Raw genomic sequence first — 26278 nt, 5'->3', positions numbered from 1 at the left:
CTCCCTTCTTGATGTCCTTAGTTCCACTTGGTATTCCTCGTGGTCTTGATATAGGTATATGAACTAGAAGCAAATACATTGCCTGTCCACCTTAAATTTATTTTTTAAAAGGACAAAAATGATTTCAGACGAATATACATATAGGAGGTGGTATAATGCTCCATAGTAATTTGAAACAAATTGTAGATGAGAAAGGATTAAGATATGGATTCATTGCGAAGAAAGTAGGCATAGCAAATTCCACAATGACAAATTTATTACAAGGTGGATCGCCTACGCTTTTAGTAGCAATTAGAATAGCAAAGGTTCTTGAAAAGAAAGTCGAAGATATTTGGTTTGAAGAAAACATTTAATACAAGAAGGTGGAATCTTTCATGAAAAAAGGACAACAAATTGTATTATGTCCACAATGTGGAGGGAATAAGGTAAAGAGTCCTGCATTAGCATTCAAAGAAATGCTTTGGATAGCTGTATTTTCATGCATTACCATTATTGGAATACCTATTGGAATAATTTTATTTTTCGTAGCTTTGAGATTTAAATATACAAAAATGAAATTAAAATTCAGATGTGTTGAATGTACACATGAGTTTCGAGTTGAAGAGAGTACCTTTAATGAATATATCAAGGCCATTAGTTGATTTCTATTCCCAATAAAAAATTTTGTCCATTTATATAGGGGGAACTATTATGAAGGTCATTCGATCTATTTTTAACGCATATCGTATATTCGGTAAAATATTGAAACCTGTATTACGCGCATTGAATAAGAAGTAAATTAAAAAAATCATAGAAATAAAAAAAGAACCGTCAAAATGACGGCTCTTTTTGTTTACAAAATTATTCTTTTGTATAGTAATACTTTAATCCTTTAGCATCTAACCACGCTGTTGCTTTATCTAGCTCGCTACCTTGACGATAATCCGACTCAAAATAAACAAGCCCTTGACGATCTCCGCGAGAAACAATTTTTGAAGTGTATCCAAGCTTATCCATCATTTGAATCATTTCAGGAATTAAATTCACACCAAATTCGTAAGTAACCACCTTATTATGTTTGTTCACGATAATCTCCACTCCTTCTTCTTTATACGATTTATTTGTAAACCAATCTAACGACTTACTTCCAATTAATTCATTTAAATCACATTTTCCAATACCAGGGACATTTCCTGTTTCAGTGTATTGCCAAATATCACATGGATAAGCTGGTCTATTTCCACCATAACGAGGAATCCACACAAAGTCTGATTTTACATTTGCCATTCCGAATGGAGCATACATATGATGGCCAACATATAAACCAACTTTTTGAGCACCTAATCGGCGTAGTTCATCGATAAACGCTTGCGTGCCCGCTCTCATATCATCCATTGTTTTTACTTCCACGTCAGCGACCCAGACTGCTGCACTCTTGTCTCCACGATTCCAGAAGTCTCGAGCTTCTACACGTGCGTCATTTTCAGAAACGAAACGACAGAATGCATAGTTCCCAAAAGAAATACCATGTTGTTTCATGGCTTGTACATATCCTTTATATAATGGATCTACATAATTCGAACCATCTTGTACGCGCGCAATTATGAAATCAATGTATTGTTTTGCCACAGGCCAATTAATATCACCATTCCATTTTGAAATATCTACAATGTGTCCCATTATTGAACATCTCCTTTTTTCTCTTCTTGTTTTTGTTTGCCACCTAAAATTTCAACTGCATTTGTTAATGGTTGTGGGAGTGGAATACCCATTCGTCCAGCATTTTCTAAAAGTGAAAGCAATTCATTCCCCATGAAAAAGAAGATTGTCGCTTCACGAATTGCATTGTTACTTCCAAGTACTGTATCGAGCTGGGCGGCCGCACCGACCAAAATAAAAAGCACCACCTTTTTGGCGATGCCTTTGAAACCAACTTTGCTTTTTAATTCTCCGTTATAACCTGCTGCAATCATGCCAGTTAAATAATCAATAACTGCCATCGTCACTAAGACTTTCAATGTTGCATCCCATCCTCCCAAAAAATACCCACAGAAGCCACCAAACGTAGCTATAAATGTTTTCAATAATACATCAATACGATCCATCTTTCCCTCTCCTTTTTAAGCTGCAAAGCAACTTGGGTCCATTCCAAATATCTCTGCAATATCTTCCTCACTTCTATCTTTTAAATAAGATTCAGTTGTGGAAATATCAGAATGGTTAGCGAGTGATTTTAGTTTTTCAAGTGGTACTCCTTGTACTTTCAAATTATCTAATCTGCTATGTCGGAAACAGTGAGGATTCATTTTAAATTCCTTCCCTTCCTTTTCGTTCAGCATCTTAGCAAATATGTCACACCAATAATTAAATACACTCTTGTTCAATCTTTTTCTCTCACCATTCTTATAAACACGCACAAACAAATCTGGAATAGTATCCTTACCTCGCTGATTTATATATAAACGAATGCATTTCTGCACCCGGTGATTGTAATATAATCTAAACTTCTTACCGCGTTTTCCTCGTACCACATTTGTATAATATTGTTCTGTCAGCCCTTCTTTTTGAACCTGGTATACCTCATTCTTTCTAGCTGCACTGTAATATGAAAGTGCTAAATACGTTGCTAACATATATTTTTCTTGCTCAAGTAATTCATCGATTAACCAATTAATCTGATCCTCAGTAATAAATGTAATTTCTCTAATCGGGTTCTTAGGTAAACCACGGACCCGTGAACCTACATTAAATTCATAATCATAGTCATCATCATCTGCACAAAACTCAAGTGCTGAACGTAAAGCGCTCATCAATCCATTTACACGCGCATTAGACATTCCCATCTCTTGAAAAATAATAGATAAGTTTCGAATGTCTTTACGTGTTAATTCAACCAGATTTTTATTTTCAAAGTGTTGATGTATTAGAAACAAAATAATTCGCAAATCCCAATTGTATTGCTGTAAAGTGCTTGCCGCTTTCCCTTGTGCTTTCTTTTCAATAAGAAAATCTTTGACTAGGTTTTTATTTTCTTGGCTAACATGCTTTTCATAAATTACTTGATCTACTATTCGTTTCACACTGATCATCTCCTCAAAATAAAAAGAGAAGTGAAATCACTCCTCTTGATTGATGAATTGAATCAAAGCCCTATTTTATATAAAAAAAGACCAGCTTATATCTGCTGCTCTGGTTTCTTATTTATTATTTTTCTAAGATTACATCAAATATTGAATGTAGCTGACATGTGGACAGTAGCATTTGTAGATAACCCTTGCAATACCATTCCGCCATCACCTTTAATCGTCAACTCAACTGATTTCGACACTGATGCATCTTGGACAGGAAATACCATGTCTTGAATAGGACGGAAACCGACTGGTAAAGTAGCGAAAGTCGTTCCATTTGTAGCGTTTACGACTGATCCGGTAATTGTAACTATACCGTTGACCTTTTTGTATCGCATTGGACGACCGCCAACACTACCAAATGATGTTGATATAGTAGTCCAGTCTGTATCTGTTGCTTGTTTGATAGTACCATCTGGCCTGATTTCAACTCGCTTTGACCAATCCCAATTATCTCCTTGCTCTTCTGTAGAAGGAGCAATAACAAGTTGTCCTTGTGTGCCTTTATGAAGAACTGTTTTATACGAACGACTACCGATTACAATAGCATTATCAGTGTTAAAATAGGTCGTTCCCGTATACGAACCGCCTGTTTTAGGTACAATCTCTTTCTCTAATACAAAACGAGACCACTCAGACCACTTACCACTGTTATTTAATCGAATATATGTCTCATTCAAATTCCCTAGCAATGTAGCTCTTTGAACAAATGCTAAACTTGTAGCTGTTTCTACAGATACAAACCATGTGTATACAGAATTATTCGGTGTATTTTTGAGTTGACTTCCTACATAGAATCCCGATTTTACAATTGTATTTAAATCTGTATTTGCAGCTAGATCAATGGATGTTCCATCATCGTCTGTAACCTTCCACAGTTGATACTTTTGCCCTGTAACTGCTGCTGTTAATTCATTTATGCGTTTATTTGCTTCATCAATTTGCTTTTGATACCCTTTAACCATTTCAAGAGCCTTATCAAACTCAGAAATATAGTTTTCTATTTTGATATTACCTTCTTTTACATCTCGTCTTAATGTAATACGAATGTCTGGTGTACTCATTCGTTCTGTACTTTTTTCCATCACAAAATAAGCTGTCCAATCATCCGATGTGGAAACAGCTTGAGATGTAAATGTATATGAAAACACACCATTTTTCGCATCAACTATTTGAGCATCATCCCGAACGAACAGTCCGACTTGATTAATCGCTTCGTACTTTACTGCATACCCGGTTAAATCAATATTTTGCCCCTTTTCTCTTACATATACAGTCATCTTCAACCCGTTTTTATCATTTTGTCTCGAACGAATTGTTTTGGTAAACACAGGATCTGCTAAATCTATAATAATTTCCTCGTTTCGCATGACTACACCTCTCTTTAACTATTCCTTTTCACGCGTCTAGGCGGTCTTCTTTGACGTTTTACTTTGTTCCTGTGTTTTATATTTCCTTTAGGATTTATCGGTTCTAATTCTTCGATTCTAGCATCTGTTTTGGCTACATACTCCTGAAATGCTTTAACAGTCTGCGCAATCATCCCATATAAGCCAACACCATTTTCTTTTGATTCATCCGGCAGTACAACTCCATAGTGCGTTGTAATATCGTTTGTTGTAAGGAGTGGATCTCCTTCTTTACGGTTCATACGCATATCATATAATTGAGCCATTTCTGTTTTAAGGTTATATTGTTTAATCTCCCACCCCATTACCTTCTCTAACGCGTCAAATTTAATATCACGTATATTCGTTTTATATTTCTTTTTAGAAGACACTTTAAAATCTGCTGCTAAAACACCGTTAAAATAAGTTCCTCCGCCACTTTTTACTTGCACATAGGTACTTTCATAATTTCTATTATTCCGTAATAAGATGTTCTGAAATACGATGTCACTATCTCCACCAGGTGTCAACTTCAAATCCACAATTCGATCTCCATTTTGGCGAAAGTTAAACCCTTCTTTTGCAGTAAAATAAGCGCCACCTGCTTTACTTTCCAGAAAAAGATTATTTTGACACTTCAAAGAAGCATAGGATTCTTTTGACTCGAGTTCTAAGCTTTGATCCGAACTTAGTTCCGCATGGCCATTTTTATTAAACGCAAGAGATGCTGAGAAATAGACCCTTGTTGGGTCACCATTTTGATACCCATTCGATATTCCGATTCCCCCTGACTTCGGAGAACCATCTAGCTGATAAACTAACACTGCACCTTGCGTGGCTGTTATATCATTGTTGCCACCTAATACAATAGTGGGTTGCATGACATTATTATTATTTATATAATAGCCCATGAAAATCCGAGTGATATACGATTCCATTAATCTAATAAATTGCTTGGAAATAGAAACATAATTGGAATCATTGGCAGTTCTAAGAGTGGTTCCTGTTATTTCTCCGCCTCGAATCAAATTTCCATTCAATACTCCAGTAGTGATGAAATCCGCAACAATACGCCCATCTTTTGTCATTGCTATTTCATACGGACCATTTACCCCGTTTGATGAATAACCTAACCCGTTTATGTTCCACTGCCACACTTTTGAAGCTGTCATTTCATTTTTGGTATCCATAATTAAAATTCGGTCTGGATATACACGTACATTTCCACCAAACCCTGAATTAATTAGTTTTGTTGCATTTTCTTTCGCCGCATCAAGTAAAGATCCTGGCATATTGGATAAATCTTGTTGAATTTGATCCACTTTACCTGTAACGTCTGTAAAAGATTCTTTAAAGTTACCAATGGTTACATTGATATATTCCTTTTTAATTGGATCATATTTATACGCAATGACTTTTGCTTGAATATCAATACCGTCTTCCTCATGTTTAACTGTAACAATATCCCCCATCCAGACACGCTGCAAGATTTTATATTCCTTATACTCCTCGGTTTGAGACAACTCTTGAAATTCAACCTTATAAGTCGCTTTAGGTTGATCTACCATCTGAATATCAAACATATCTTTAGCGGCTTGACGTAACCTTTTATATGCTTCTTCTAGAGGTAATGCGTCTTCATCATTCGCATTTTTACCAATAGCCGCTTTTATATGATTAAACTCAATTACTCGTATTCTTGGATGCGGATACTTATTAATGAGTGGGCTATCTACATATTTTTCTGGTAATAACAATCCATCAAACCCTTGTGGCATAATTCTAGTAGTAGGGCTCTTCCAGTCCACACTTCCTTCATAACCTAACAAATCTTTTTTATGCCTGATAACTACCCCACGGTTAGCTCCTCGGTTTTTCAACATCTTCACATCAAAGTTATCCCTTTTTAATTCACCACCCCATCGATTTACGAATGAATTATCTTGGCTCGTATCCAACATTGCTTCAACTGGATTCTTTCGAACAATACGTGCGGTGGATATATTGGTTATATCTGAATAAAAAGTAAAAGGATGCTTATATTGACAGCCTGATGACAACCTAGCCATAGCTGCACTACCATTTGTGGGCTGAATAAATATATCTTCAATCAAATTTTCTGTTAAATCATAAAAAATATGGTAACAAACCGCTTTGATTTCTCCCATACTCACTTTAGGAGTCACCACGCGAAATAACTGATCCCCATCAGGAGTAGGAACTTTTATGATGTTCATTCCGTCAATTTTCGTTCCATGTGGAGCGAATAAAGGATAATTAAAATTAAAAACAAATAAACCGTTGAGTTCTTCCTCAACAGTTGCACTATAAATATGTTTATCTAAAACACCAATTCCGTTATGCGTAAAATCTGTTTCATTTGGTTTATATAAAGTAATCATTATTTATATCTCCATCTTGGTTGAATTGAAATAAATTGGATAGCTCCTGACCACTCTATTTTATTTAATCCTATTTGAAATTCTGGAAAATCACCAATCATTTTATCATTCATTGATACTGTACCACTATATGCCTCTAATAATTCTGAATCTATCACAACAGAGCCCTTTACATCTTTAATCTGAAAAGAAACATCATTAATGAAAATTCGAAATGTACCGTTCCCTGCAACAAACAACATTGGAGCCGATTCCATTGTACCCGGATTATGAATAGATCCAGGAGTACTCAACATTATGTTTGCATCTTCTGTATATTCAAAGGGATCTAACTTAAAATCCACCTCAAATTCACCGTGTTCTTCAATTTCATTTAAAATATCACCTACTACAACATGTTTAATTTTCCTATACACATCATCATCTGTAAAATATAATTTCTTTCCATTCATCAACCAAGCCTTCATGCGCCTGATTAATGGTTTAATATTCTCTTCTTCAAGCATATTGAACTTTATTTTTAAAGGGACGTCTTTAAACGCCCCTTTTTTTGTAAGTGAACCATGTCTACCCGGCACTTCAATATATTCTACTTCCTGTTCTGCTGTAGGAATAACAGGGCGTTCTACCATACATATTCCAAAGTCACTTGCTAATTGATTATCGATACCTATGTCTAGCAATTTAAGTCCTCCCTATTCCTATTTTTACATTACGGCCACGCTCAGCAAACCAATCATTTGCTTTTTCAAACATGCGATCAACATCACGTTCATTATTAATTGTGTTATAAAAGTTAATTTCTACAGGACCACTATCATTTTGTTGAACAATCGGTTGAACTGCTCCTGTCGCTAATGCCGACAGATTAGAAGCGATGTTATCTTGTTTGTTTACCCCATATAAATTCAACTTTTTAAAAGTATCATCAACCATGTTTGAAATATTATTGAAAGCGGATTGCAACGCATTATCTTTGTTTGCATTATTGTTTGGAGCATTATAAAAGTCTTTTAGAATTTGTTCCCTGAAACCAGCTATTTTTTTACCGATTTCTAGCCACTTATTGGATTCCTTAAATTCTTTTAGTATATCTTGGGATGGGTTTCCACCCTCTAATATACTACGAATATAACGAGCAATAGGACTATCGTCTTCTACTCCATCAATGGTGAAACTTTCTAATTCTTTACCTACTGCTTTTAATGCATCCCTCATGTCCATTGGCAAATGAGTAATCCAATCATTAAGATAATCTCCATCGTATAATATTGCTTCAAAATAACTCCTAAGAGGATTATTATTCATCATTCCGTTTATAGCCGAACTATTGAACGCACCTAACGTATTTTCTAATACGGAATAGACCGAAGTTGCTAAGTTTTTAGCCGCTGCAAGAACCGTCGATACAGATTGTTCCATACCAACAGCAAGCCCAGCACCAACTTGTTTACCAACCTGATCCCTCATTTTTCGAGATGGACTATGGATGTCGAAGAAGGAAGTAAAACCGTCAAGAATATCGTTACCAATAGATTTCACCTTATTTAACACTTTACCAGCCATACTGCCTAGACCGTCTATCAATCCACTTATAATATCTTTACCTATCTTGAATAAATCAATCTTCTTTAATGTATCAACAATCTTCGGTACAATATCTGTCACGATTGTAGAACCTAATTTTCCAACCATACTGACAATACCTTTTATTAATGCCCAGATCAGTTGGACACCAGCTTCAAGTATCTTCGGTAAATTCTTAATGAGCTCCCCTGCCAAAGTAATGATAAGCTTTAATGCTGCCGCAATTAAATCTGGTATAACTTTTACAATACCAGCAATCAACATAAGCAAAATCTTTACGCCTGCTTCCAGTATCTTCGGCAAGTTCGCAATTAATGTAGATGCTATTTTGACAATTAAATCTAATGCTGCATTAATAAGTTGGGGTAACACTTGTACGATTCCATCAATAATGGCCATTAAAATCTTTACACCGGATTCAATTATTTTAGGTAAGTTTGTTAATAAAGTATCCGCCACTTTGGTTATAAGATTTATCGCTAAATCAATAAGTTGCGGTAGCATTTTAATGATTCCGTCTATTAAGCTAGTTAAAACCTTAACACCAGCTTCAATTATCATAGGTAAATTCGCTGTAATGGCTTCAATTAAAGTTGTAATGACTGTAATAATCGCTAAAGCAATCATAGGTAAAGCTTGTGTGATTCCTGTAATTAATGAAACTAATAAATTTATTCCCATTTCAATTAGCTGGGGTAAAAATAACATAATCCCACTAATAATAGTTTGAATAATTGTTACAGCTATTTGAATTAACTGTGGAAGCATCTGCATAATTCCATTTATTAAAGTTAGGATCAATTGAAGTCCTGTTTCTATGAGTGTAGGTAAGACTTGTACAATTCCAGAAATTAAAGTTTGAATGATTTGTATTCCCGTTTGAACAATCATAGGGAGATAGGTAGCAATCATCTGTGAAATTGTATTTATTATGCTAACAATGGATTCAAGCACAATTGGAGCCGCTACAACCAAACCATTCACAAGGCTTGAAATCATTTGTGATCCGGCTTCAAGAAATTGTGGTAATGCTGTTGTTACGAAATTGGCTATATTAGTAAAGATATTCGTAATAGTTTCAAGGATAATTCCTGAGTTTGCATTCAAATACTCTGCAATCGCTGGTAAATAACGAGATACAGAAATAAGAACACCAGGAATCCCTCCTACAATTGCACCCGCTATCGTAGGGCCAATCATCTTAAAGATTTCACCTAACTGGCTAAAATCTCCCGAAAAAACAGCTTTTATAGCATCAAAAAGATGAAGGCACGCTTCACGTATTTTAACAACAGCCAAACCTATTTTCTCCGCTGCTGCTTGAAAACTCTCAGGCAAATAACCTACCCATTGGTTCATATGATCGCCTTCAACCGCTGTGGTAAATAGATATTTACCTAGCGAAGCTAATACTTCACCAAAAATCCGAACGCTTTCAATTACATTCGTAATGCTATTTCTAAACCCTTCGTTGTTTTCCCATAAATGTTTTATTCCAACAACTAATCCAACAATTGCGGCGGTTACCCCTATAATAATTGCTGTATAACCAAAAAATGTTGCGGAAACCGCCCCTATACTTAATCCAGCATAGGTTGCATAACTCGCTAACGTAATAAATACAGGGCCTAAAGCCATACCAGCCCCAATAAGGATTCCAATTGCGGTTACAATTGTTGTTATAGCTGCTGCTAATGCTGGATGTTCTGAAACAAAGCTTGCAAAAGCACTAATTACATCAGCAATGACTCCCAAAACAGGTTCAAGTGCCATTTTCAAGTCGTTCATAGCTTTTTGAAACTTTACTGCTGGGCTGGCATCCATTTTCTTAATCATTTCATTTAGTTGTTCTTGATCTTTGTTTAAATCTATAACTTTACCTTGAGCGCCAATAAGTGTATTGGTGATATTCTGCCCCTGATCTTCATACATCGTTCCGAAAAGCTTAACACCAATCTCGTTTCGCTTTGTTTCATCTTCAATGCTAACTAGCGCTTTCGCAATCTCTGTCATTGCTGCCGAACCTTCTTTACCGCCTTTAGCGACAGATTTCCCCCACTTTTCTAACTGATCAGCCGAAATTTTAGTGCCTTCAAGAGCTTCTTTCATAGACTTGTCGACACCTTGACCAAATTCAGCCGCTTTAATACGACCTTCTTTTAGTCCATCTAAGAGATTATCAATATTCCAGGTACCTGTATCAACACCAGCTTCCATAATCGCCTGTACTTCTTCAGCATTGTAACCTGCTCGTGTTAGCTGCCCGCCATATTCAGCGATAATGTCCAATTGCTCAGGAGGGAAACCGATTTTTAACAGACGATTCGTTAACCCTAAAGCAGTATCACTAGTTATACCTAATTCATTACCAATTTCATTCGCTTCTTGAATTAATTCAGTAAAATCTATACCTGCATAAGCACTTGCAATCGCTCCTGCTCCTTTAACAATTGATGCATTAGCTTTATCACTGACAGTTTGATTTAATGCCCATTGTCTACGTGTACCCTCCAGTGCTTCTTCCACATCAACACCATAAGCTTCTAAACCGCGAACCGCTTCTTCTACTGATTTTTTAGAGGATGCTGGAACTTCAAAAGAGACGTCAATTTTTGTTTTTAACTTAGAGGTATCAAGCGCTTGCTCAATGGCTCCTGAAATACCACCGCCAGCCATTAATCCACCTAGAATATTTTCTAAGCCGATATCTAATTCTTTGAAACTGTGCGACGCTCTCTCTGCTTCTCGTGAAAGGTCTCTCAAATCATTTCGAACCTGTTGTATGGAGTTCCCATCGTCTATAGAACGAAGAGCACGTTGTAATTTCTCTATATCTGCTTCTGAACCTAATGCTTCACGACCGATGATTTGAATCGCTTGTTCTAACTGCCTAGCTGTCGCTGTACCGTTTCGTATTGCGTTTGTAAGGTTATTTCCTAATGCATTTGCAAAATGATCTACACTCGTTTCAGTCGCATCAAAGAATGTCTTTAATTGTTTCGTTGCGTTTTCTTGTTCCTGCAAACTTCTATTTGTCGCACTTAATTGATTCTGCAACTGCTGTTCTGCTGTCCGAGCTTGTATAAGCTGTGTTTCATATCTTTGGATTTCACTAGCATTTTCACCATACTGTTGTTTGGCTTGATCTAACTGTTTCTGATAGTTTTGTACTTTACTAGCTGCAACGGTATGTTGCTCTCCAAGATTATCTATTTTTAAACGTAATTTCTCTATTTCAGAAGCATTCTCACCAAGCGTCGCTTTTTGTAACTCGTATTGAGCATTCAACTTAGAAAGAGAAGATTGCAACTGCTCTTCCTGCCCTTTTAGCTCTTTCAATTTTTGAGCTGCTTTAGCTGTTTCACTTGTTCTTTCTTGTTCAGCGTCTCTCGCTTGTTTTAAACTTTCAGAAGTTTGTTTGATACTATTCGCTAACTGTTGTTCTGTTATTTGTTGACTTCGTAATTTTGATTCTAACTTACCAACTTCGGTTGAATTTTCTCCGTACAATTCTTTAGCTCTCTGTAAATGTTCCGCCGTTGCTTGCGTAGCCCTTTGTGCAACTGCATATTGCCCAGAAAGATTTTGAAGCTTTGCTTGTAGTTTTTCTGAATCAGTAGCGTTTAACTTCATCTGCTCTTCTTGTAATTTCATTTCTTGACGAAGTTTTTTAGCTTCCTGATTCATGCCATTCATAGCATCATTAAAATCTTTATTTTGCGCTTTAAATATAACTTCAACTTCCGAATTATTTCTTGCCATTATCTCACCTACCTTTACTTGGGATTGTTACGCCATGCTTCAAACGCTGTAATCCCTGCGTAAATACGCTCAACAGACGAAATTGGCTCATGCCAAAAAGTCTCTGGATCTATTCCAGAGACTAGACAATACAAGACGTATTTATCTTCCACACATTCGATTTTAATATCTGGAATTTTTACTTTTTTTCGCCGTTACCGCCACTACTTGTACTTTTTTTAAGTGCTGCTGCAAATTGATTTGGATCTTGACTAATTACATCAACAACCAGTTTCGTATATAGTTCCATAGATTTTGCTAATGAATCATGATACCTCTTTAGAAATTCATCAAAAGTTGAGTTTTCTTTAGGATTTGCTCCTTTAAATGCCATATAAATTACTTTATGAATACTTGTTTGGTCAATTTGTTCTAATGCCGATAGGTCTTTATTACCCTCATTTCTTAGCCCATCTAAAGCTTGAAACTTTACAATATCAGCAATAATCGAACTGTTAATAAGCCCTTCTTCTTGACCCTTTTTCAAAGCATAATTCGTTAAAAATGCCGGGTAGTCCTGTTCATTAACAAAGCGCTGTTCATACTCACTATCTACTTTTACAAATTCCACTTCTTTTAATGTTATTTTTTGAACTTTCATCGCTATTTCCTCACTTTCATTTTTCTCTTATTTAAATCCAAAAGAAAAAGCCCTGTATGAAACTAGGGCTTTAAGCTGAAGGTGTTCCTTTCACAAGAGCTGAATTAAATTGTGTATGCCACTTTTGAGCGACTGTTGCATCTGCTAATTCATCTACAAACGCTTCATAATAGAAATTCTTTAATTCATCTGGTAAGGCCGTGAATTCTAATTCCATCATTGCCAATTCTTCTTCACCATTCGCAATAGCAAATTTAAAACCGGTGGAGTTTGAGCAATTTGGAAACGCAATAAGTTTTACAACATCTTCAAACTCATCTACTACATCAGCCGTAAATACAAAATCATATCCCTTTGAAGCACTACCGAACGCCCATACACCCGGCTTTAATCCAGTTGTATTAAAACCAAAATAATCTCTTGCTACTTTAACAGGAATATGAGCTGAAACAGTAACTTTCAGTTCCGTGGTTTTTGATTTCTTTTTCAACGTCACGCCACCACATACCTTTTTCATTTCCTTGTTTTCTGGTTCCCCTTCAATTGATCCAACACATCCAAACTTCGTCCCTGGATCTTGCGTACCTTTCTTCTTAAATTGAATACTTGCATTCGCAATTAATACGGAATCAAATTCTTCAATCACTTTAGGCATTTTATAATTCCTCCTCTAATAATTTATCTATACCTACATGTAGTTCTTCTAAAATTCTTGGTCTGGCATTTTGTATCCCACGCTCCGCAAATCTTTGCTCTAAAGGATTGTGAGACCCTCTACCTTCGTTTGGGAAAACTAGATATCCAAACGAACCTTTTTTATTGGCTGCTCCACCACGAGCCAATATCCTAAAACCTAAATTCATCTTTTCACTTTTTGACCAGTTGCTATCTTTAGCATGTGTCTTATTTCGAACACTCCATTTAGAACGAGATACCGGAATCAGCTTTGTAATCTCTTCTATCGCAATTCGTATACCATCCGTGTGGAGAATGGTATTGATTGTAGGTTCCATCTTATTTGGTAATAACCGCATTTTTTCTTCAAGCTTTTCTATCGCTTCATAATCAAGCTCAAATGCACTCAATTGGAATCACCCTCTTAAATGTAAAAACAACACGATCAATAAAACGATCTGTATCTTTTACTTGAAGACGGTCACTTTTAGAAACTATAAAGGATACCATTTTTACCTTGCTAACCCACGAAATAATATCAATGACCTGCTCATCTAAATTCGATTGATTTTCCGATAAATAACTAACATATATGCTTTGAGAAATGGTACGCTCATTAGAAGACGGTTGAAACTCACCATATTCCAAAATAAAACAGTTGTATCCCTCTTCTGTTAACTGCGATTCCTCATCTTCTGCTAGTTCATCCTCAACAACTAAAAGCTTAAATCCGTCTTCAAGGGCTTTTTTAATGCCACTCCTCTGCTCCTTCATAAGCCTTTTAGATTTTTCATTCACGAGATTTCACCGCCTGCTGCAAATAAAAGAAAAGGTATTGTTTGTTAGAATCATGATCCGCTTTAATCACGTCATATTCGATTCCATCCATTAATACCTTAAGTTTATTTTTATTTATCTTTCTAAAGGAAGGTGGATACAGTGTTTTAACTTTTAAATCTAATCCCGTTGTTAAAACGCCCACCATTTTGTAATCACTGTCCCGTAAAGACATCACTTTATAGGCAAGTTTTCCTTCTTCACGAAACTTCTCACCTATTCTTTTTCCCTCTTCTGAACGCTCTGTTTTTTTATATCCATATTGTAGAAATCCGTCATTTAAGGTTTCTCTATACGATTTTAGAACCATTGATTACACCAACTTTTCCTAAAGCCACATCTAAAATAAGCCTGGATAATTCATTTTTATAATTCTTTTCAAACTCATCACCTGCATTGTTATAGACATACCGACACCGTTCTAACAGCAAATATTTCGGGGTTAGCTCCTTTGAAAAATCAAAAGACGCATTTGTTAAATCCAACAAATACGCCTCTCCTTTTTCCAAAAGTTTTATTAAACTAGCATCCTCTTCATTCCATGTGATTTTAAGAACGTCTTTTAATTCTTGCAAAAGATTATCCATTTGCATCACCTTCTAATAAAGTGATTAATTCGGCCTTCGTTGCATTAGCCTTGTATTCAATACCGCTTTGATCTAGTAGTGATTGAATCTCTACCTTCGTTAATGCTGCATAATTCCTCTCTTCAACAGGAGAGGAGGAATTAGGGTGTTGGCGTTCCTTCTTTCGGTTCTAGTGCTGTAATATCAAATACAGTGAACGAATCATGATCTAATGGACGACCGTTTGCAAGCTGACGAATCAGGTATAAACGTTGATCTTGGATTAAACGAACTGTATCATCTGATACTAATTCTTGTTTTGAAGCAACCCCCATAAAGTAATCTTTTGTTTTTCCAGAAATCATTGTGTTTAATGGAACTGCCGGTGATTGAACAATCGTTAAACCTGGTACACCGAAGTTATCATACGTCCAAGTCCCATCGTCTTTACGCTTCGCGCCAATAGGGAAGAATTTCGTTGCGTAATCTAATGGATTCAGAATCAAAGTAACCCCTGTATAACGTTTCGTTCCACCTTTTGTTGTAGGTGCTAAAATTTCTTTTCCAATTGTTGCAGGTGTAAAATCCTTTAGAATTATTTTCTTTTTATCTGGATAAATACCATCTGTTACAGCACCTTTTAAATCCTTAATCATGCCTATTGGCTGTTTTTTTCCTGTCCCCATAACAATTACTCTTTCTAATTCTTCAGCTACAACTTCTTTCATAAATGTACGGACGTACTTATCTAACCACTCAGGACCTAACTCAAACATTGCTTTACATACAACTAAAAATCCGCTAAGTTTGTACATTCCTTGATCAATTGTTGTAAAACCTTCATCAATCATTTCTTTAATTTCATCACATACATCGCCCCAATAAGCTGAAGCTGCACCTTCTTTTCTTACAATCCATTGAGTAGTTGCTCCTACTGTTTGGAAGTTAACAAGGGATAATAATGGATGTTCCTTTTCTAACTCTTCAAACACACGCTCAAAAATAGTTGGTGGCATTAATTTATGCGTTTCATTGAATGAATTCGCCTCGATTGCTGCGTTGTAGAATTTCTTTTCGTCATTTGTTAAAATACGTACACCACGGGAAGCTAATACTTGTGCATCCCAATTTTCATTTTTTGCTTGTTGTGCTTCACTAATTACATCGTTCATCATATCTTGAAAATGCTGCATGTTATTTTCCATATTTGCAACAATACGTGCTGCTACTACCTGTGCATCTCCTGTTTCAAATGCTTCTTGCACATTAATAATCTGTTGATCTTTATTTTCGATTACTGGACGATCTAAATTTCTAATAGTCATCTTATTCCCTCCTGTTTGTAAGACAATAAAAAAAGCACTGCTTTATGCGCGCTTAAATTTATTAAGTATATTTTGATTTGCACTTGCTACTGCTGGTTCATGCTGTTTATTTTTATTTCGAAATTTTTGTAGAACATTATTTTTAAATTCCTCTGGATCTATCACTTCATTATTTTCCACATGTTCATTTACCTTGTGAGCCAATCCAAATTCTACTGCCTCATTTGCGGTAAACCATGTTTCGTTCGCAATCATCGTCTCAATTTCTGAACGTTCTCCTTGATAACGAGTCATATAAATATCCGCAAGCGACTTGTCAATCCCTTCAAGAGCATTCAACGTTTTGCGAATATCTAATTTTGTCCCCCAAGTCCATGTAGAAGCTTCATGAATCATTAACATAGAACCTGTATTCATAATTAATTCATCTGCTGCCATCGCAATAATAGATGCGGCACTCGCTGCCAATCCATCTACGGTAATGATAACTTTTGCCGAGTGGTTTTTTAGCTGGTTATAAATTGCAATCCCATCAAATACATCCCCACCAGGACTATTTAGATTGATATGAATAACATTTGCGGAAGTAGCTTTTAATGTTTTTTCAATATCAACCGCCGATGTGGAGTCACTCCACCATGATTCACCAATATCACCATAAATCGTTATGTCCAGTGAATCCGCTTTTGCTTCTGCCTTAAAGGCATGTTGGACATTAGCTAGATGGTTATATTTTTCATTCTTGTAACGTTTCATTCTTTTCACCTCCTTCCAGTGAATCCGCTTCTTGATAGTTTTTTGTTACATGTCTTCTGTTTGCCCATTCTTCATCAATAGGCTCTTTTCCAAGCATCATTATGACGTCATTAATTGTTAGACCACCAATCGCAAATAATTTATCCATTGCGGTTGATAATTTCGTAATATCAACAATCTTAATTTTTGTTGTATCAATTTTTAAGTAAGTTCTTTGTAAATACTCTTCTTTTTTGTACATCTTTCGATTAAATTCATCTTGTATCAATTCAGCAATCGGATTAATGCAAAATGCTAAAAATGAATCCATTTGCTTTTCAATATCAGCCACATCACCTTTTAAAATACCGATAGGCACATGAAAAGCCGTTGCTACATAACCAAATATGTCACTGACTAAATCGCTAATATCACGGCTTGTGCTATTGTTTGCGACGCCGTTTTTACTATCACTCATATCTTCAATTTCATATCCATTCTGTAATTGAAAAGCAGAACCTACTTTATCAGCGTTAAACCAATTTTTTAACTGACCTTCAAACATTTCATCAATCGCGGCTTGCGTTTCTGGATCTTGTGCTCTTAGAAAATCGCCTTTAATTAACAAGCGCTTATTATTTTTTCTTTTATAATAGTCAATGGACGATGCAAGCAATTTCCCAAAACTGTTATACATTCCATCTATGACTTGCATAATATTGCGGTCATTCAATTTAAAATGAAACACTTCAGATTCATTAAACGGTTTATCAAAGGTGAAATCACCAATTGTTATACTGTTATAGATGTTTTCTTTTAACGCAAACTTAGTAATATCAAAGGAATCTGCAATATATAATTGCTTATTTTGCATAATTACTACACATTCATTTTCCATAATTAAATGATTAACTAAGCTATGCATAAATTCTGATGCATTTTGATTTTGATTCGGTTGTACATTAAGTAAATAATGATTTTCACCACGTTTTTCTTTCCCTTTTTCAAACGTTTGAAATTCACTCCTAGTTAGAGCGTTGGCTATTAAATCAATACAACTTTCTACAGCTAATTTTTTATAATAATAATCAACACTTAATTCATAAACACACTCCTTTAAAGTAATCGTATTATCACTTCCAAGAAAGCCACTTATCCATTCTCTTAATCCCATATTCTCACCACCTCGTTTACACATTAAATGATCTAAATATCTTTCTAACATTCTCTTTTGTTAAAGCGTTAGATTCTTTCAATTCACTATCTAAATTAAGAGCATGTAAAAAAGCGTGAAAACCATCTGTTTTCCGCTTCTCTGGATCAATCTTTGCATATTCGATATTCCCATTGTTTTTATTATCCTTGAAAGTGTTCCATACATACCAACGCATTAATAAGTCATCACCAAATACTAACTTTCCATTAATAAATAAATCATCAACAAGTGGTGATAATTTTGAATGCGTAATATGTCCCCTTCTTACAATTTCAACTTCAAAACCCGCTTCTTCAAGTACTGGTCCTAATACACTTGCACGGTGCGAATCCATACAAATCTTTTTGATTCTATATTTCTTAGCCATTTCTAAGAACCAATTTTTAACCCGGTGTGGATCAATAGATTTTTCAGTTCGAATAATGGTACATAATTCTTTTGCTTCTGCTTCTCGGATAACATCCATATTTATATCTTGAATATCTAGTGCAACTTGATTAATAAAGGAATGATGTAACCAATATCGTTTATTATCTTTTTTAAATAATAGACCCATTCCACAAAAATCTCGTACTTGTGCGAAATCCACAGCACCTATACATTCAAGTCCAGATAAATCTGGTATTGATTGATTTGTTCGCTCTAATTCATCCCAGGTACAAACAGTTTCTAAGATATTTGAAATCGGGATATTCATACGCTTTGTCATAAATTCGACTCGCAATTTCGAATTACGTTGCATTTTTTGGTATTCCCGTTTCATTTTTATTTTTAACTCATCATTGTATGGTAAAGAAGGATTAGTTTTCTCCCAATTTGCTGGATCATCGACCTCATCTTCACTATCTAACTTACAAATGAATGGTAAAAAATGAATATCTTCAATCTCGCCAGATAAAATTAATTTTGCTGTTTCTTTTAAATCATCAAGTGGCCCACCTCTTACGTGTCCATCTGTTGTGGTGTAAATGATTCGGGAACCTCTTACTTTACCTTGACCACTTGTATAAACATTGATATTATCGTAATTTTCGTATTCATGTGCCTCATCAAAAATTACACATCCAGTACGTTTACCGTCTTTTGTCCGAGAGTTGGAAGTGTTATAATTCATCACTGAATTTGTTTTTTTATGTTGAATTTCTTCTAATGTCCATTTAAAGATTTTTTTAAACTTCTCTTTAAAAGATGGCGTATTTATAACATTATATACATCAGTAAATGTTCTCTTCGCTTGATCTTCACTGGTTGCAACTACATCAATATCGTAATTATTAATACCATGATGTCCGGTCATCATATAAAAAGAATCATATGCCATATAACCTGTTTTACCGCCACCACGACCCATTAATATTAAAACTTCATCAAATACAATACGATCATCTTTTTTGAAGCGCACGCCATACATCAATGCATTTAAAAACTTTTGCCATGGGAATAATTCAAACGGAAAATATTTAGCAGGAACATTAATAGAATCTTCTGCTGCTTTAGCATTGAAGTAGATGTCGTCTCGACTTAATATTTTCCGAACATATTTCATTAATAATTTTTGTTCTTTACACGATTTGATTTGACCACTTTCTACCATACTCATATATTCATCGATATATGGATGGTATGTTGCCGATTGCTTAGACATCATCGTCATCATTACTTCCATCGTATACAGGTTCTTTTAAACCAAGCACTTTTAATAAGTCCGTCATACGCTTATTGGTTTCACGAAATTCTTTCGTAGCTGGATTAGCTTTCATTCCCTTTTGGCTTTCACTATTCTGCCATTCAATCATTGGTCCATTCTTTTTAATTTCTCTCGCTAATTTGTTTTTCGTATCGAACAATGTTATGTAATCGTCGACAAGGTCAACATAGTGCATACCATTCAAATTAGCATTTTCCAATTGTTGTAATAAATCTTGTTTGATTTGTGCTTTCTTTGATAGTTTTTGCACATGTACCCCCCCTCTTAATTTGATATCTCAAAAAATATTTTTTCCCATCTCCTCCCCCCGTTGATCGGTCCTCCTACTAAAAGCCAAACTTTTTGACCGGGGGGTGTTTAAGAAATTAATTCAAAGTATCCTTCAATAAAATCCAAAATAAAAAAGACTTCTTCACTAGAAATCTTTAGAATATCCTTTGTAAATATTAAATTCTCTTCTTCTCGCAATCTTTCTCTAACATCATTAAGTTTAAGGCGTTTGCACTTTCTTGGGTTCACACAGTCTCTTATTTGGCAGTAACGCCAGTAAGAATACTTTCGGAACTGATTAAGCATGTCACGCTCATATGACGTGCGCTCGTCCTTCTCAGCGTATTGAATCATTAAGTCAGTATCGAATGTCCAACTACCATCCACAATTATCATAGCTACCACCGTTCCTCATTCATGAACTTAGGTTCACTATTGCTAATCATCTTGTCCTTACCATCAGCAATGTTATGGTGACGTACACAAATGTATTCAAGGTTATCTAATTCTAACGCAAGATGCGGATGAGTCTTAACCGGTTTGATATGGTTCACATCCATCTTCGTCTTACGCCCACGTTTATCAAGTGTATCTCGTGTCGTTACCTTTCCTTCCTGTTTGCAATGCTCACATTCATTCTTAGCTCGCTCAATTGCTTTTAATCGTAAAGCTCTCCATTCTTTAGATTTATAGAACTTCATCAGCTTATCTTCTTTTATTAATTGAATAAGATGTTCTTTATCCATCGTTATTTCTCACCAACTTGTTTGTACTTAGCGATTTTAAAAACATCTACAGAAACTCCAAGGCAATTCGGACAAACCTTTACTTCGCAATAATCTTTTTTATGGACTTTTAACTTACGTTCAGTTTTACAAAGTAAACATCTATAAATTACATGTCCGTCCGCTTTCATTCCTTTCCTACCTACCGATCTAATATCTTGTACAGAACAAAATATAATCCCACATAAAGAACCTACACAGCAGCCTATAAGGAAGTCTAACCGGTTCATTACATCACCTCTTACCTTCCTCTAACAAATCATCAATCAACTTATCGATTAGACTTGTTAAAGCTTCTTCTCTATCTTCAAATGTTGTACTCTCTTGCAATTCATCTAACACTTGAATTAAATCTGGTAACCGCTCTAAACCCACATACCTTTTTATCTTCTTTTTACTACGAAGAGCGCGAATGATTATGCCGATGATTATTGTTTTTTCCAGTTTATTAAAGTCTATTTGCATTTACATTCACTCTCTCAAGCATCGTTTCATGAATTCCTTTAGCCAACTTTTCCGCATCTACTTCTTGAGGTTTCTTCAATAACTCTTCAATCCCTATTTTTAATAGGTACTGTTCCGTTTCCTTCGACAAAACAATATCCGAAGGCAGCTCATTTGTTGTTATAACATCAATTAGAAAATCTTCCACCACACTCTGTCCCTCACAACTGAACATTCCTGCCATCACCTTAATATCATGTTTCTTATCTCTTATTAAATGAGCAAGCTGTATAAGTTCTTTATAAATTCCTCTCCTTTTATTAATAAGGATAGTTTGTTCAATCAGTCCTAATTCCTCTTCCTGTTTTTCTAGTGGCGCAAATTTCATTGGTCTTGTTGGACCTCCACATCTAACACACTTTAATCCGTCAACATGTTTAGCAACAACAACAGTTCTACAATTCTTATCCATACATTCAACCATATCTTTAAATTTCATCATTCATCATCCTTTTCAATTAAATGTTCAAGACCTTCTAATGCTTCTTCACCATTCACATATATCGTTACATTTTTCAAAATAGCAATCACATCATCTAATGTTTGGATTTTATTCGAATCAATCTTATATTGCTTTACAGGTTTAAATACTAATGTTTTAGCTTCCATTCTTCATCCTCCTCAAAAATAAAAAGCACCCGAATGGATACTTTTCTCTGGATTATTAATTTGTCTTTCTATTGCGGTACGTGAAGTTTTATTCTTTTCCCAGTTACTTAATGTTGCTACATCCCTCTGCACCTACACTATTAAGTAACTGGAAGAAGAGCAAAAGCTCTTCCTAATAACGGTACCATTCAATCATTACCATCTGCTGGTTTCGGATTTTATGTGCCATCATTATGAAACCGTTTAGACAACATATAGATTATAAAGGAAAATTGTGAGTTGTGTTTTCCGCCACTTCTCACAATACAAATATATCATGTTAAAAACCAAAACGTGTCCGTAAATAGTTCGCAAATCGTCCGCGAATAGTTCATAAATAGTTCGCGTTTTTTATTTACTTTCTTTCTCTTTATTTAACAATCTCGGATTTCTTACTCTAACTTTAGCTGACCAATCTTCACCAGCGCTAAAATCAATACCTATTATTTGAATGTCATTCCCCGCACCGTTAAAAATTGGAGCAAAAAAAGCTTGTCTTGCTTCAACACAATTCCCCAATGTTTCTCGTAAATTCTGCTCCACTTCGTCATAAATAACTACACCACAATTTACCCCATCAACATCTTTTGTACTTTTCTTCATCGCTTTTCAGCCTCTTTTCGCATAGTTTTGAATAAATATGCCCTTTAATCTTAGAAAATGAATTAGCTATAACCTGGATTGTGTTAAATTCACCTATTCCGTTTAACCTTAGATATACCAATCTCTTTCGCATTTTATAAAAATGAATTTGACACTTTCAGTTTAAAGCTAATTCAATAAATGTTAAAAAAATAAAGGAGCTAGATTCTAAACTTCCTTTGATAATCATTTAATGTATCTTGCTCCATTCCAATGTATCTCAATGTTTCTTTCTGATCTGTATGATTTAACATCTTTTGCAAGGCAACTACATCTTTAAATTGTTTGTAATGGTGATAGCCATATGTCTTTCTAAGTGAATGAGTACCGATACGTTCCAACCCAAACTCTTCTGCAGCTTGATTCAATATGACATATGCCATTGCACGAGTAATCGGTTTATTTTTTCCGTTTCTACTTTTAATCAGGTATTCATTCTTTGGCTTTCCTTCAGTATAATTTCTGATAGCTCTCTTCAGCTCTGAAGGCATCTTCACATCTTTGATCTTCCTTGTTTTCTTTTCGCGTATCACAATATTCCAGCCTTCTACATCACGAACACGTAAACGTAATATATCCGATATTCTGAATCCTGTATTAATACCAAGAAGAAACAGAATGTAGTTCCTCTCATTCTGTTCCTTATAGAACTCTTTTATTTCTTGTATTATTTCTTTATCTCGAATCGGCTGTACAATATTCATATACTTTGCCCCTCTTTTTGTCTACGCGTTTTTTGAAACACCTCTTTCTTTAGATTGAAAGCTAAACGCAATATCGCTCGTCCTTTTAGCTTATAATATTTTGTTTTACCTATACCTAAATCCATCCAGATATCTTGATCATATCCAGAATCATGTTCCATATAAAATTTCACAATCACTTCACGCTCATCATCTCTTAGACGATTCACACCGTCATACAACCAACTCATAAATTTATTTCGTTCTTGTTCATACTCTATTCTTTCTATTGCAATATTTTCAGTCGAACTATTAAACTCATTTGTATTCGATGGAGGAACAATTGAATACGACGCTGTCACTTTTGGCAGCATATCACATGGCATAGTTGCTAAATATCTACGATACTCATTAAATACTTTTTCAATTTCTTGTTTTGTTCTTTTTCCATCCACAATTGGCATCTTAAATGATAGTTGTTTATTCATATTAAATTCCTCCATTGTTATTATTTTTGTCTTACTGCCCCACGTCTTCGTTCATAACGTGGACCATGAATTCCCATTAAATCTTCAATGTCGCGTGTGCTTAATTTCTCTTTTTGTTTTTTCTTATTTTTCTTCTTTACTTTTTTTGATTGCTTTTTCCACTCACGTAGCTGATCCTTTAATACCTTCATTTCCCCATCTCCCTTGTTTAAAATAAAAAGGACACCTATTCCTAAAACAGCTTTAATTGCTGCTTTAGTGAATTGGTATCCTCTAGTTTTCTAGCCGGACTATATTCATTTGTAATCTCGAATTTTGTCTAAAGTTTGTGATTTTTATTGGTTTAGCTGCTACATCCGTCCTGTTATAATAAATGTAACATTGCCATTCGAAAAAAGTGACTTGTCCCCAATACAAGTTGCTTTTTTCTTTTTTATTTTAAAAGGATTATTTTATTAAGTTTTGATTTTCATGGATATTCCCCATTACTTCACCAACACTTATATCAATCATTTTTAAATGATCATCTTCGTCATTGTTTTTATCATGCATATAGAACCCTGTTTCTTCCTCGTCCCATTTAATGATGTAAAACCATCCGTCATACTCTACGATATCGCCTTCGTAAATTTCTTTACCGTTTTTATCTTTAAACCCTGTATATTGCATCCAACTACTGAAAATGTTGTTCTCGTCGTTATCATCCAATACATCTAATTTGTATAATTTCTTAGCTTCTTCCCAAGGCATCATTTTCTTCGCCAACTTTTGATATAATCTAAACTTTATTTCTCTCATTTTCTTATTCCTCCCTTGAATAAAACTCAATATTCCGTCAATACTATAGACACATGGTTATCTTTCCTCTGTTTTTCTTGGGTGAGCAGTTAGCTTTTGCTAGCTGCTCTTTTATCTATCGAATAAACTTCTAATAATAAAGTAGGGCCAAAATAGTATAATTGGTATTGCAAAATGTAGTATTAATCCGCCCCAAGAAGACGTAGTTACTGACCAAACTAATAACCCTATTCCAATTACCAAATAAATAAGTACACCAATTGTTATCCAAGTTAACATAATTATTTTTTCACCCCATTTCTCTACAAAATGAAATTTTTGTTTGATTTCTTTCTTCACATAATCCTTCCTATTTGATTTTTACATACCATCTAATGAAATTAACGTAACTTACCTTGTTATACTTTCTGTGCCACTTGAAAGACTTATCTAATGAATTTTCTATAGAATTCCAATGATTCATTTCAAAATTAATAAATACAACATTTCTTTTCTTTTGGAAATTATATAATTGACGTTTACGTGTATGTCTCATTACGTCACTTCTTTCTATTCAAATGAAGTTTTTGTTTGAATTACCCTTGATATTTTTGGAATAGCTCGGCCATTGTCATATTGTTGTATTTTGCTAAATCTTTAGCTACCGCACATACATTTATGAAAGTTGTGCATCCCATTTCAATATCGAGGTATTCTAGTAAGTTCACATGCCAATCATTCCAATACGTCTCTTCACCAACTTCTATCGGTTCCACCCAGCATGCTAATTCTTTATGTTTTACAGTCGCCTTATCAGTCGGTATAGGTTGATTACTTCCTTTACACCAACGCCATCCGCCATTTTGCCAATGTTCATCATTATCATCTTCGTTCATGCATAGGACACTAAGTTTCTCAAATTCTTTATCGGTCAATTCATATACTTGATAATGTGTTTCATCATTTCCGTATGTTCTCGTAGCATTAACCCCTAATCTTTTTAAATCTTCATTTATGAATCCTTGCACTAAGATCTCTTCCATTTTCATTCTCCTTTTCTAATAAAATAGCGTTTTTTATTAAGAAATTAGTCATTCCAACTAAAACGGATGTAATGTTCGTAATAAGATCCACCTAAAATGTTTTTCTTTTCTACTACCTTAAATTCAACTTTCACACCATCCATTAATTCTTGTAACTTTTCCGTAAATGGTTTTGAGTGCAGAATATGCTTGTCTGGATTTTCTTTATGAATTTGATATCTATAACCTGAATATCCATTTGCAGCACTTTCGATTATTACGCATTCCATTTCCTCTGCAAATTCCAATACCTTTTCATCAATGACTTTTTCTTGGAGTTCTTTCAAATTCCCCACTAAGGACATTTCCATTCTCCTTTTTCTCAAATAACGATTTTGTTTTAAATCCTCACATTCCTAAAAAACATACATACAGTATCATGAGGTATTCTTTTTTATTTTTCTTAAGGAGCGCTTTAAAAAGCGCTCTTTAGTTTTTAAATAAAGATTTT

34 protein-coding genes are annotated in these 26278 nt (G+C 34.9%); 2 read left to right on the top strand and 32 right to left on the bottom strand.

The window, feature by feature from the left end; all coding sequences use genetic code 11:
• Nucleotides 1-155 precede the first annotated feature (155 nt).
• Nucleotides 156-353, top strand: coding sequence for a helix-turn-helix domain-containing protein (locus tag C4S65_RS26235; protein ID WP_021727690.1), 198 nt, complete (start codon nt 156-158; stop codon nt 351-353).
• Between the two features lie 21 nt (nt 354-374).
• Nucleotides 375-641 (top strand): hypothetical protein, encoded by a 267-nt coding sequence (locus C4S65_RS26230; RefSeq protein ID WP_021727689.1) that lies wholly within the window; start codon nt 375-377, stop codon nt 639-641.
• A 199-nt stretch (nt 642-840) separates the two neighbouring features.
• Here the strand turns inward: C4S65_RS26230 and C4S65_RS26225 are convergent, their stop codons facing one another.
• The 32 genes from C4S65_RS26225 to C4S65_RS26070 all read right to left on the bottom strand — a co-directional run bounded on the left by C4S65_RS26225 (nt 841) and on the right by C4S65_RS26070 (nt 26132).
• Nucleotides 841-1659 (bottom strand): GH25 family lysozyme, encoded by an 819-nt coding sequence (locus C4S65_RS26225; RefSeq protein WP_103945614.1) that lies wholly within the window; start codon nt 1657-1659, stop codon nt 841-843.
• Nucleotides 1659-2084 (bottom strand): phage holin family protein, encoded by a 426-nt coding sequence (locus tag C4S65_RS26220; protein WP_000373895.1) that lies wholly within the window; start codon nt 2082-2084, stop codon nt 1659-1661. The genes C4S65_RS26225 and C4S65_RS26220 overlap by 1 nt, the downstream gene beginning before the upstream one ends.
• Before the next feature lie 15 nt (nt 2085-2099).
• Complete coding sequence (locus C4S65_RS26215; protein ID WP_021728192.1) at nt 2100-3059, bottom strand: site-specific integrase; 960 nt, start codon at nt 3057-3059, stop codon at nt 2100-2102.
• Between the two features lie 143 nt (nt 3060-3202).
• On the bottom strand, nt 3203-4477 hold the full coding sequence (locus tag C4S65_RS26210) for a BppU family phage baseplate upper protein (RefSeq protein WP_103945613.1): 1275 nt from the start codon (nt 4475-4477) through the stop codon (nt 3203-3205).
• A gap of 14 nt (nt 4478-4491) precedes the next feature.
• Nucleotides 4492-6897, bottom strand: a complete 2406-nt coding sequence (locus C4S65_RS26205; protein ID WP_103945612.1) for a phage tail spike protein — start codon at nt 6895-6897, stop codon at nt 4492-4494.
• On the bottom strand, nt 6897-7580 hold the full coding sequence (locus tag C4S65_RS26200) for a distal tail protein Dit (RefSeq protein WP_103945611.1): 684 nt from the start codon (nt 7578-7580) through the stop codon (nt 6897-6899). Before C4S65_RS26200 ends, C4S65_RS26205 begins: the two co-directional genes overlap by 1 nt.
• A gap of 1 nt (nt 7581) precedes the next feature.
• Complete coding sequence (locus C4S65_RS26195; RefSeq protein ID WP_103945610.1) at nt 7582-12246, bottom strand: hypothetical protein; 4665 nt, start codon at nt 12244-12246, stop codon at nt 7582-7584.
• A gap of 178 nt (nt 12247-12424) precedes the next feature.
• Nucleotides 12425-12886 (bottom strand): hypothetical protein, encoded by a 462-nt coding sequence (locus C4S65_RS26190; protein WP_103945609.1) that lies wholly within the window; start codon nt 12884-12886, stop codon nt 12425-12427.
• Nucleotides 12887-12956: 70 nt separating this feature from the next.
• On the bottom strand, nt 12957-13541 hold the full coding sequence (locus C4S65_RS26185) for a hypothetical protein (protein ID WP_001127158.1): 585 nt from the start codon (nt 13539-13541) through the stop codon (nt 12957-12959).
• Nucleotide 13542: 1 nt separating this feature from the next.
• The gene (locus tag C4S65_RS26180; protein WP_001272094.1) at nt 13543-13971 is read right to left on the bottom strand and encodes a hypothetical protein; all 429 of its coding nucleotides are present in this window, start codon (nt 13969-13971) and stop codon (nt 13543-13545) included.
• Nucleotides 13958-14359: a hypothetical protein gene (locus C4S65_RS26175; RefSeq protein WP_258043887.1), complete on the bottom strand. Its 402-nt coding sequence runs from the start codon at nt 14357-14359 to the stop codon at nt 13958-13960. Before C4S65_RS26175 ends, C4S65_RS26180 begins: the two co-directional genes overlap by 14 nt.
• Nucleotides 14352-14708 carry a phage head closure protein gene (locus tag C4S65_RS26170; RefSeq protein WP_000243384.1) on the bottom strand — a complete coding sequence of 119 codons (357 nt, stop codon included), beginning with the start codon at nt 14706-14708 and terminating at the stop codon, nt 14352-14354. Before C4S65_RS26170 ends, C4S65_RS26175 begins: the two co-directional genes overlap by 8 nt.
• Nucleotides 14689-14985, bottom strand: a complete 297-nt coding sequence (locus tag C4S65_RS26165; protein WP_103945608.1) for a hypothetical protein — start codon at nt 14983-14985, stop codon at nt 14689-14691. Before C4S65_RS26165 ends, C4S65_RS26170 begins: the two co-directional genes overlap by 20 nt.
• Before the next feature lie 140 nt (nt 14986-15125).
• On the bottom strand, nt 15126-16289 hold the full coding sequence (locus tag C4S65_RS26160; RefSeq protein WP_000155514.1) for a phage major capsid protein: 1164 nt from the start codon (nt 16287-16289) through the stop codon (nt 15126-15128).
• A 42-nt stretch (nt 16290-16331) separates the two neighbouring features.
• Entirely contained in the window at nt 16332-17045 is a 714-nt protein-coding gene (locus tag C4S65_RS26155; RefSeq protein ID WP_103945607.1) for a head maturation protease, ClpP-related, read from the bottom strand.
• A complete protein-coding gene (locus C4S65_RS26150; protein ID WP_103945618.1) occupies nt 17026-18198 on the bottom strand; it encodes a phage portal protein in 1173 nt (390 codons plus the stop codon). Before C4S65_RS26150 ends, C4S65_RS26155 begins: the two co-directional genes overlap by 20 nt.
• 16 nt (nt 18199-18214) lie before the next feature.
• The gene (locus C4S65_RS26145; protein ID WP_258043888.1) at nt 18215-19894 is read right to left on the bottom strand and encodes a terminase TerL endonuclease subunit; all 1680 of its coding nucleotides are present in this window, start codon (nt 19892-19894) and stop codon (nt 18215-18217) included.
• On the bottom strand, nt 19878-20198 hold the full coding sequence (locus tag C4S65_RS26140; RefSeq protein ID WP_001170969.1) for a P27 family phage terminase small subunit: 321 nt from the start codon (nt 20196-20198) through the stop codon (nt 19878-19880). The genes C4S65_RS26145 and C4S65_RS26140 overlap by 17 nt, the downstream gene beginning before the upstream one ends.
• A gap of 107 nt (nt 20199-20305) precedes the next feature.
• Nucleotides 20306-20614, bottom strand: coding sequence for a hypothetical protein (locus tag C4S65_RS26135; protein ID WP_088068586.1), 309 nt, complete (start codon nt 20612-20614; stop codon nt 20306-20308).
• 2 nt (nt 20615-20616) lie between these two features.
• Entirely contained in the window at nt 20617-20964 is a 348-nt protein-coding gene (locus C4S65_RS26130) for an HNH endonuclease (protein ID WP_088068584.1), read from the bottom strand.
• A gap of 2 nt (nt 20965-20966) precedes the next feature.
• Entirely contained in the window at nt 20967-21233 is a 267-nt protein-coding gene (locus C4S65_RS26125; protein WP_103945606.1) for a hypothetical protein, read from the bottom strand.
• A gap of 4 nt (nt 21234-21237) precedes the next feature.
• Nucleotides 21238-21468 (bottom strand): hypothetical protein, encoded by a 231-nt coding sequence (locus C4S65_RS26120; RefSeq protein WP_103945605.1) that lies wholly within the window; start codon nt 21466-21468, stop codon nt 21238-21240.
• On the bottom strand, nt 21452-21946 hold the full coding sequence (locus C4S65_RS26115; RefSeq protein ID WP_103945604.1) for a hypothetical protein: 495 nt from the start codon (nt 21944-21946) through the stop codon (nt 21452-21454). The genes C4S65_RS26120 and C4S65_RS26115 overlap by 17 nt, the downstream gene beginning before the upstream one ends.
• Nucleotides 21946-22116, bottom strand: a complete 171-nt coding sequence (locus C4S65_RS34670; RefSeq protein ID WP_181032146.1) for a hypothetical protein — start codon at nt 22114-22116, stop codon at nt 21946-21948. The genes C4S65_RS26115 and C4S65_RS34670 overlap by 1 nt, the downstream gene beginning before the upstream one ends.
• Nucleotides 22117-22506: 390 nt before the next feature.
• Nucleotides 22507-22758, bottom strand: coding sequence for a hypothetical protein (locus tag C4S65_RS26105; protein WP_103945603.1), 252 nt, complete (start codon nt 22756-22758; stop codon nt 22507-22509).
• 200 nt (nt 22759-22958) lie between these two features.
• Nucleotides 22959-23501: a tyrosine-type recombinase/integrase gene (locus C4S65_RS26100; protein ID WP_001028515.1), complete on the bottom strand. Its 543-nt coding sequence runs from the start codon at nt 23499-23501 to the stop codon at nt 22959-22961.
• A complete protein-coding gene (locus tag C4S65_RS26095; RefSeq protein WP_061884219.1) occupies nt 23498-23968 on the bottom strand; it encodes an ArpU family phage packaging/lysis transcriptional regulator in 471 nt (156 codons plus the stop codon). Before C4S65_RS26095 ends, C4S65_RS26100 begins: the two co-directional genes overlap by 4 nt.
• A gap of 20 nt (nt 23969-23988) precedes the next feature.
• Entirely contained in the window at nt 23989-24159 is a 171-nt protein-coding gene (locus C4S65_RS34665; protein WP_000866143.1) for a hypothetical protein, read from the bottom strand.
• Between the two features lie 256 nt (nt 24160-24415).
• The gene (locus C4S65_RS26085) at nt 24416-24766 is read right to left on the bottom strand and encodes a YopX family protein (RefSeq protein ID WP_103945602.1); all 351 of its coding nucleotides are present in this window, start codon (nt 24764-24766) and stop codon (nt 24416-24418) included.
• A gap of 111 nt (nt 24767-24877) precedes the next feature.
• Nucleotides 24878-25045, bottom strand: coding sequence for a hypothetical protein (locus C4S65_RS34660; protein ID WP_179876774.1), 168 nt, complete (start codon nt 25043-25045; stop codon nt 24878-24880).
• Nucleotides 25046-25341: 296 nt separating this feature from the next.
• Nucleotides 25342-25788, bottom strand: a complete 447-nt coding sequence (locus C4S65_RS26075) for a hypothetical protein (RefSeq protein WP_103945600.1) — start codon at nt 25786-25788, stop codon at nt 25342-25344.
• Nucleotides 25789-25832: 44 nt separating this feature from the next.
• Nucleotides 25833-26132: a hypothetical protein gene (locus tag C4S65_RS26070; RefSeq protein WP_061665829.1), complete on the bottom strand. Its 300-nt coding sequence runs from the start codon at nt 26130-26132 to the stop codon at nt 25833-25835.
• Nucleotides 26133-26278 lie beyond the last annotated feature (146 nt).

Origin of the sequence: Bacillus sp. ok061 (assembly GCF_900108285.1) — a bacterium.
GTDB lineage: Bacteria > Bacillota > Bacilli > Bacillales > Bacillaceae_G > Bacillus_A > Bacillus_A thuringiensis_S.
This window is presented reverse-complemented; position numbering and strand designations above follow the sequence as displayed.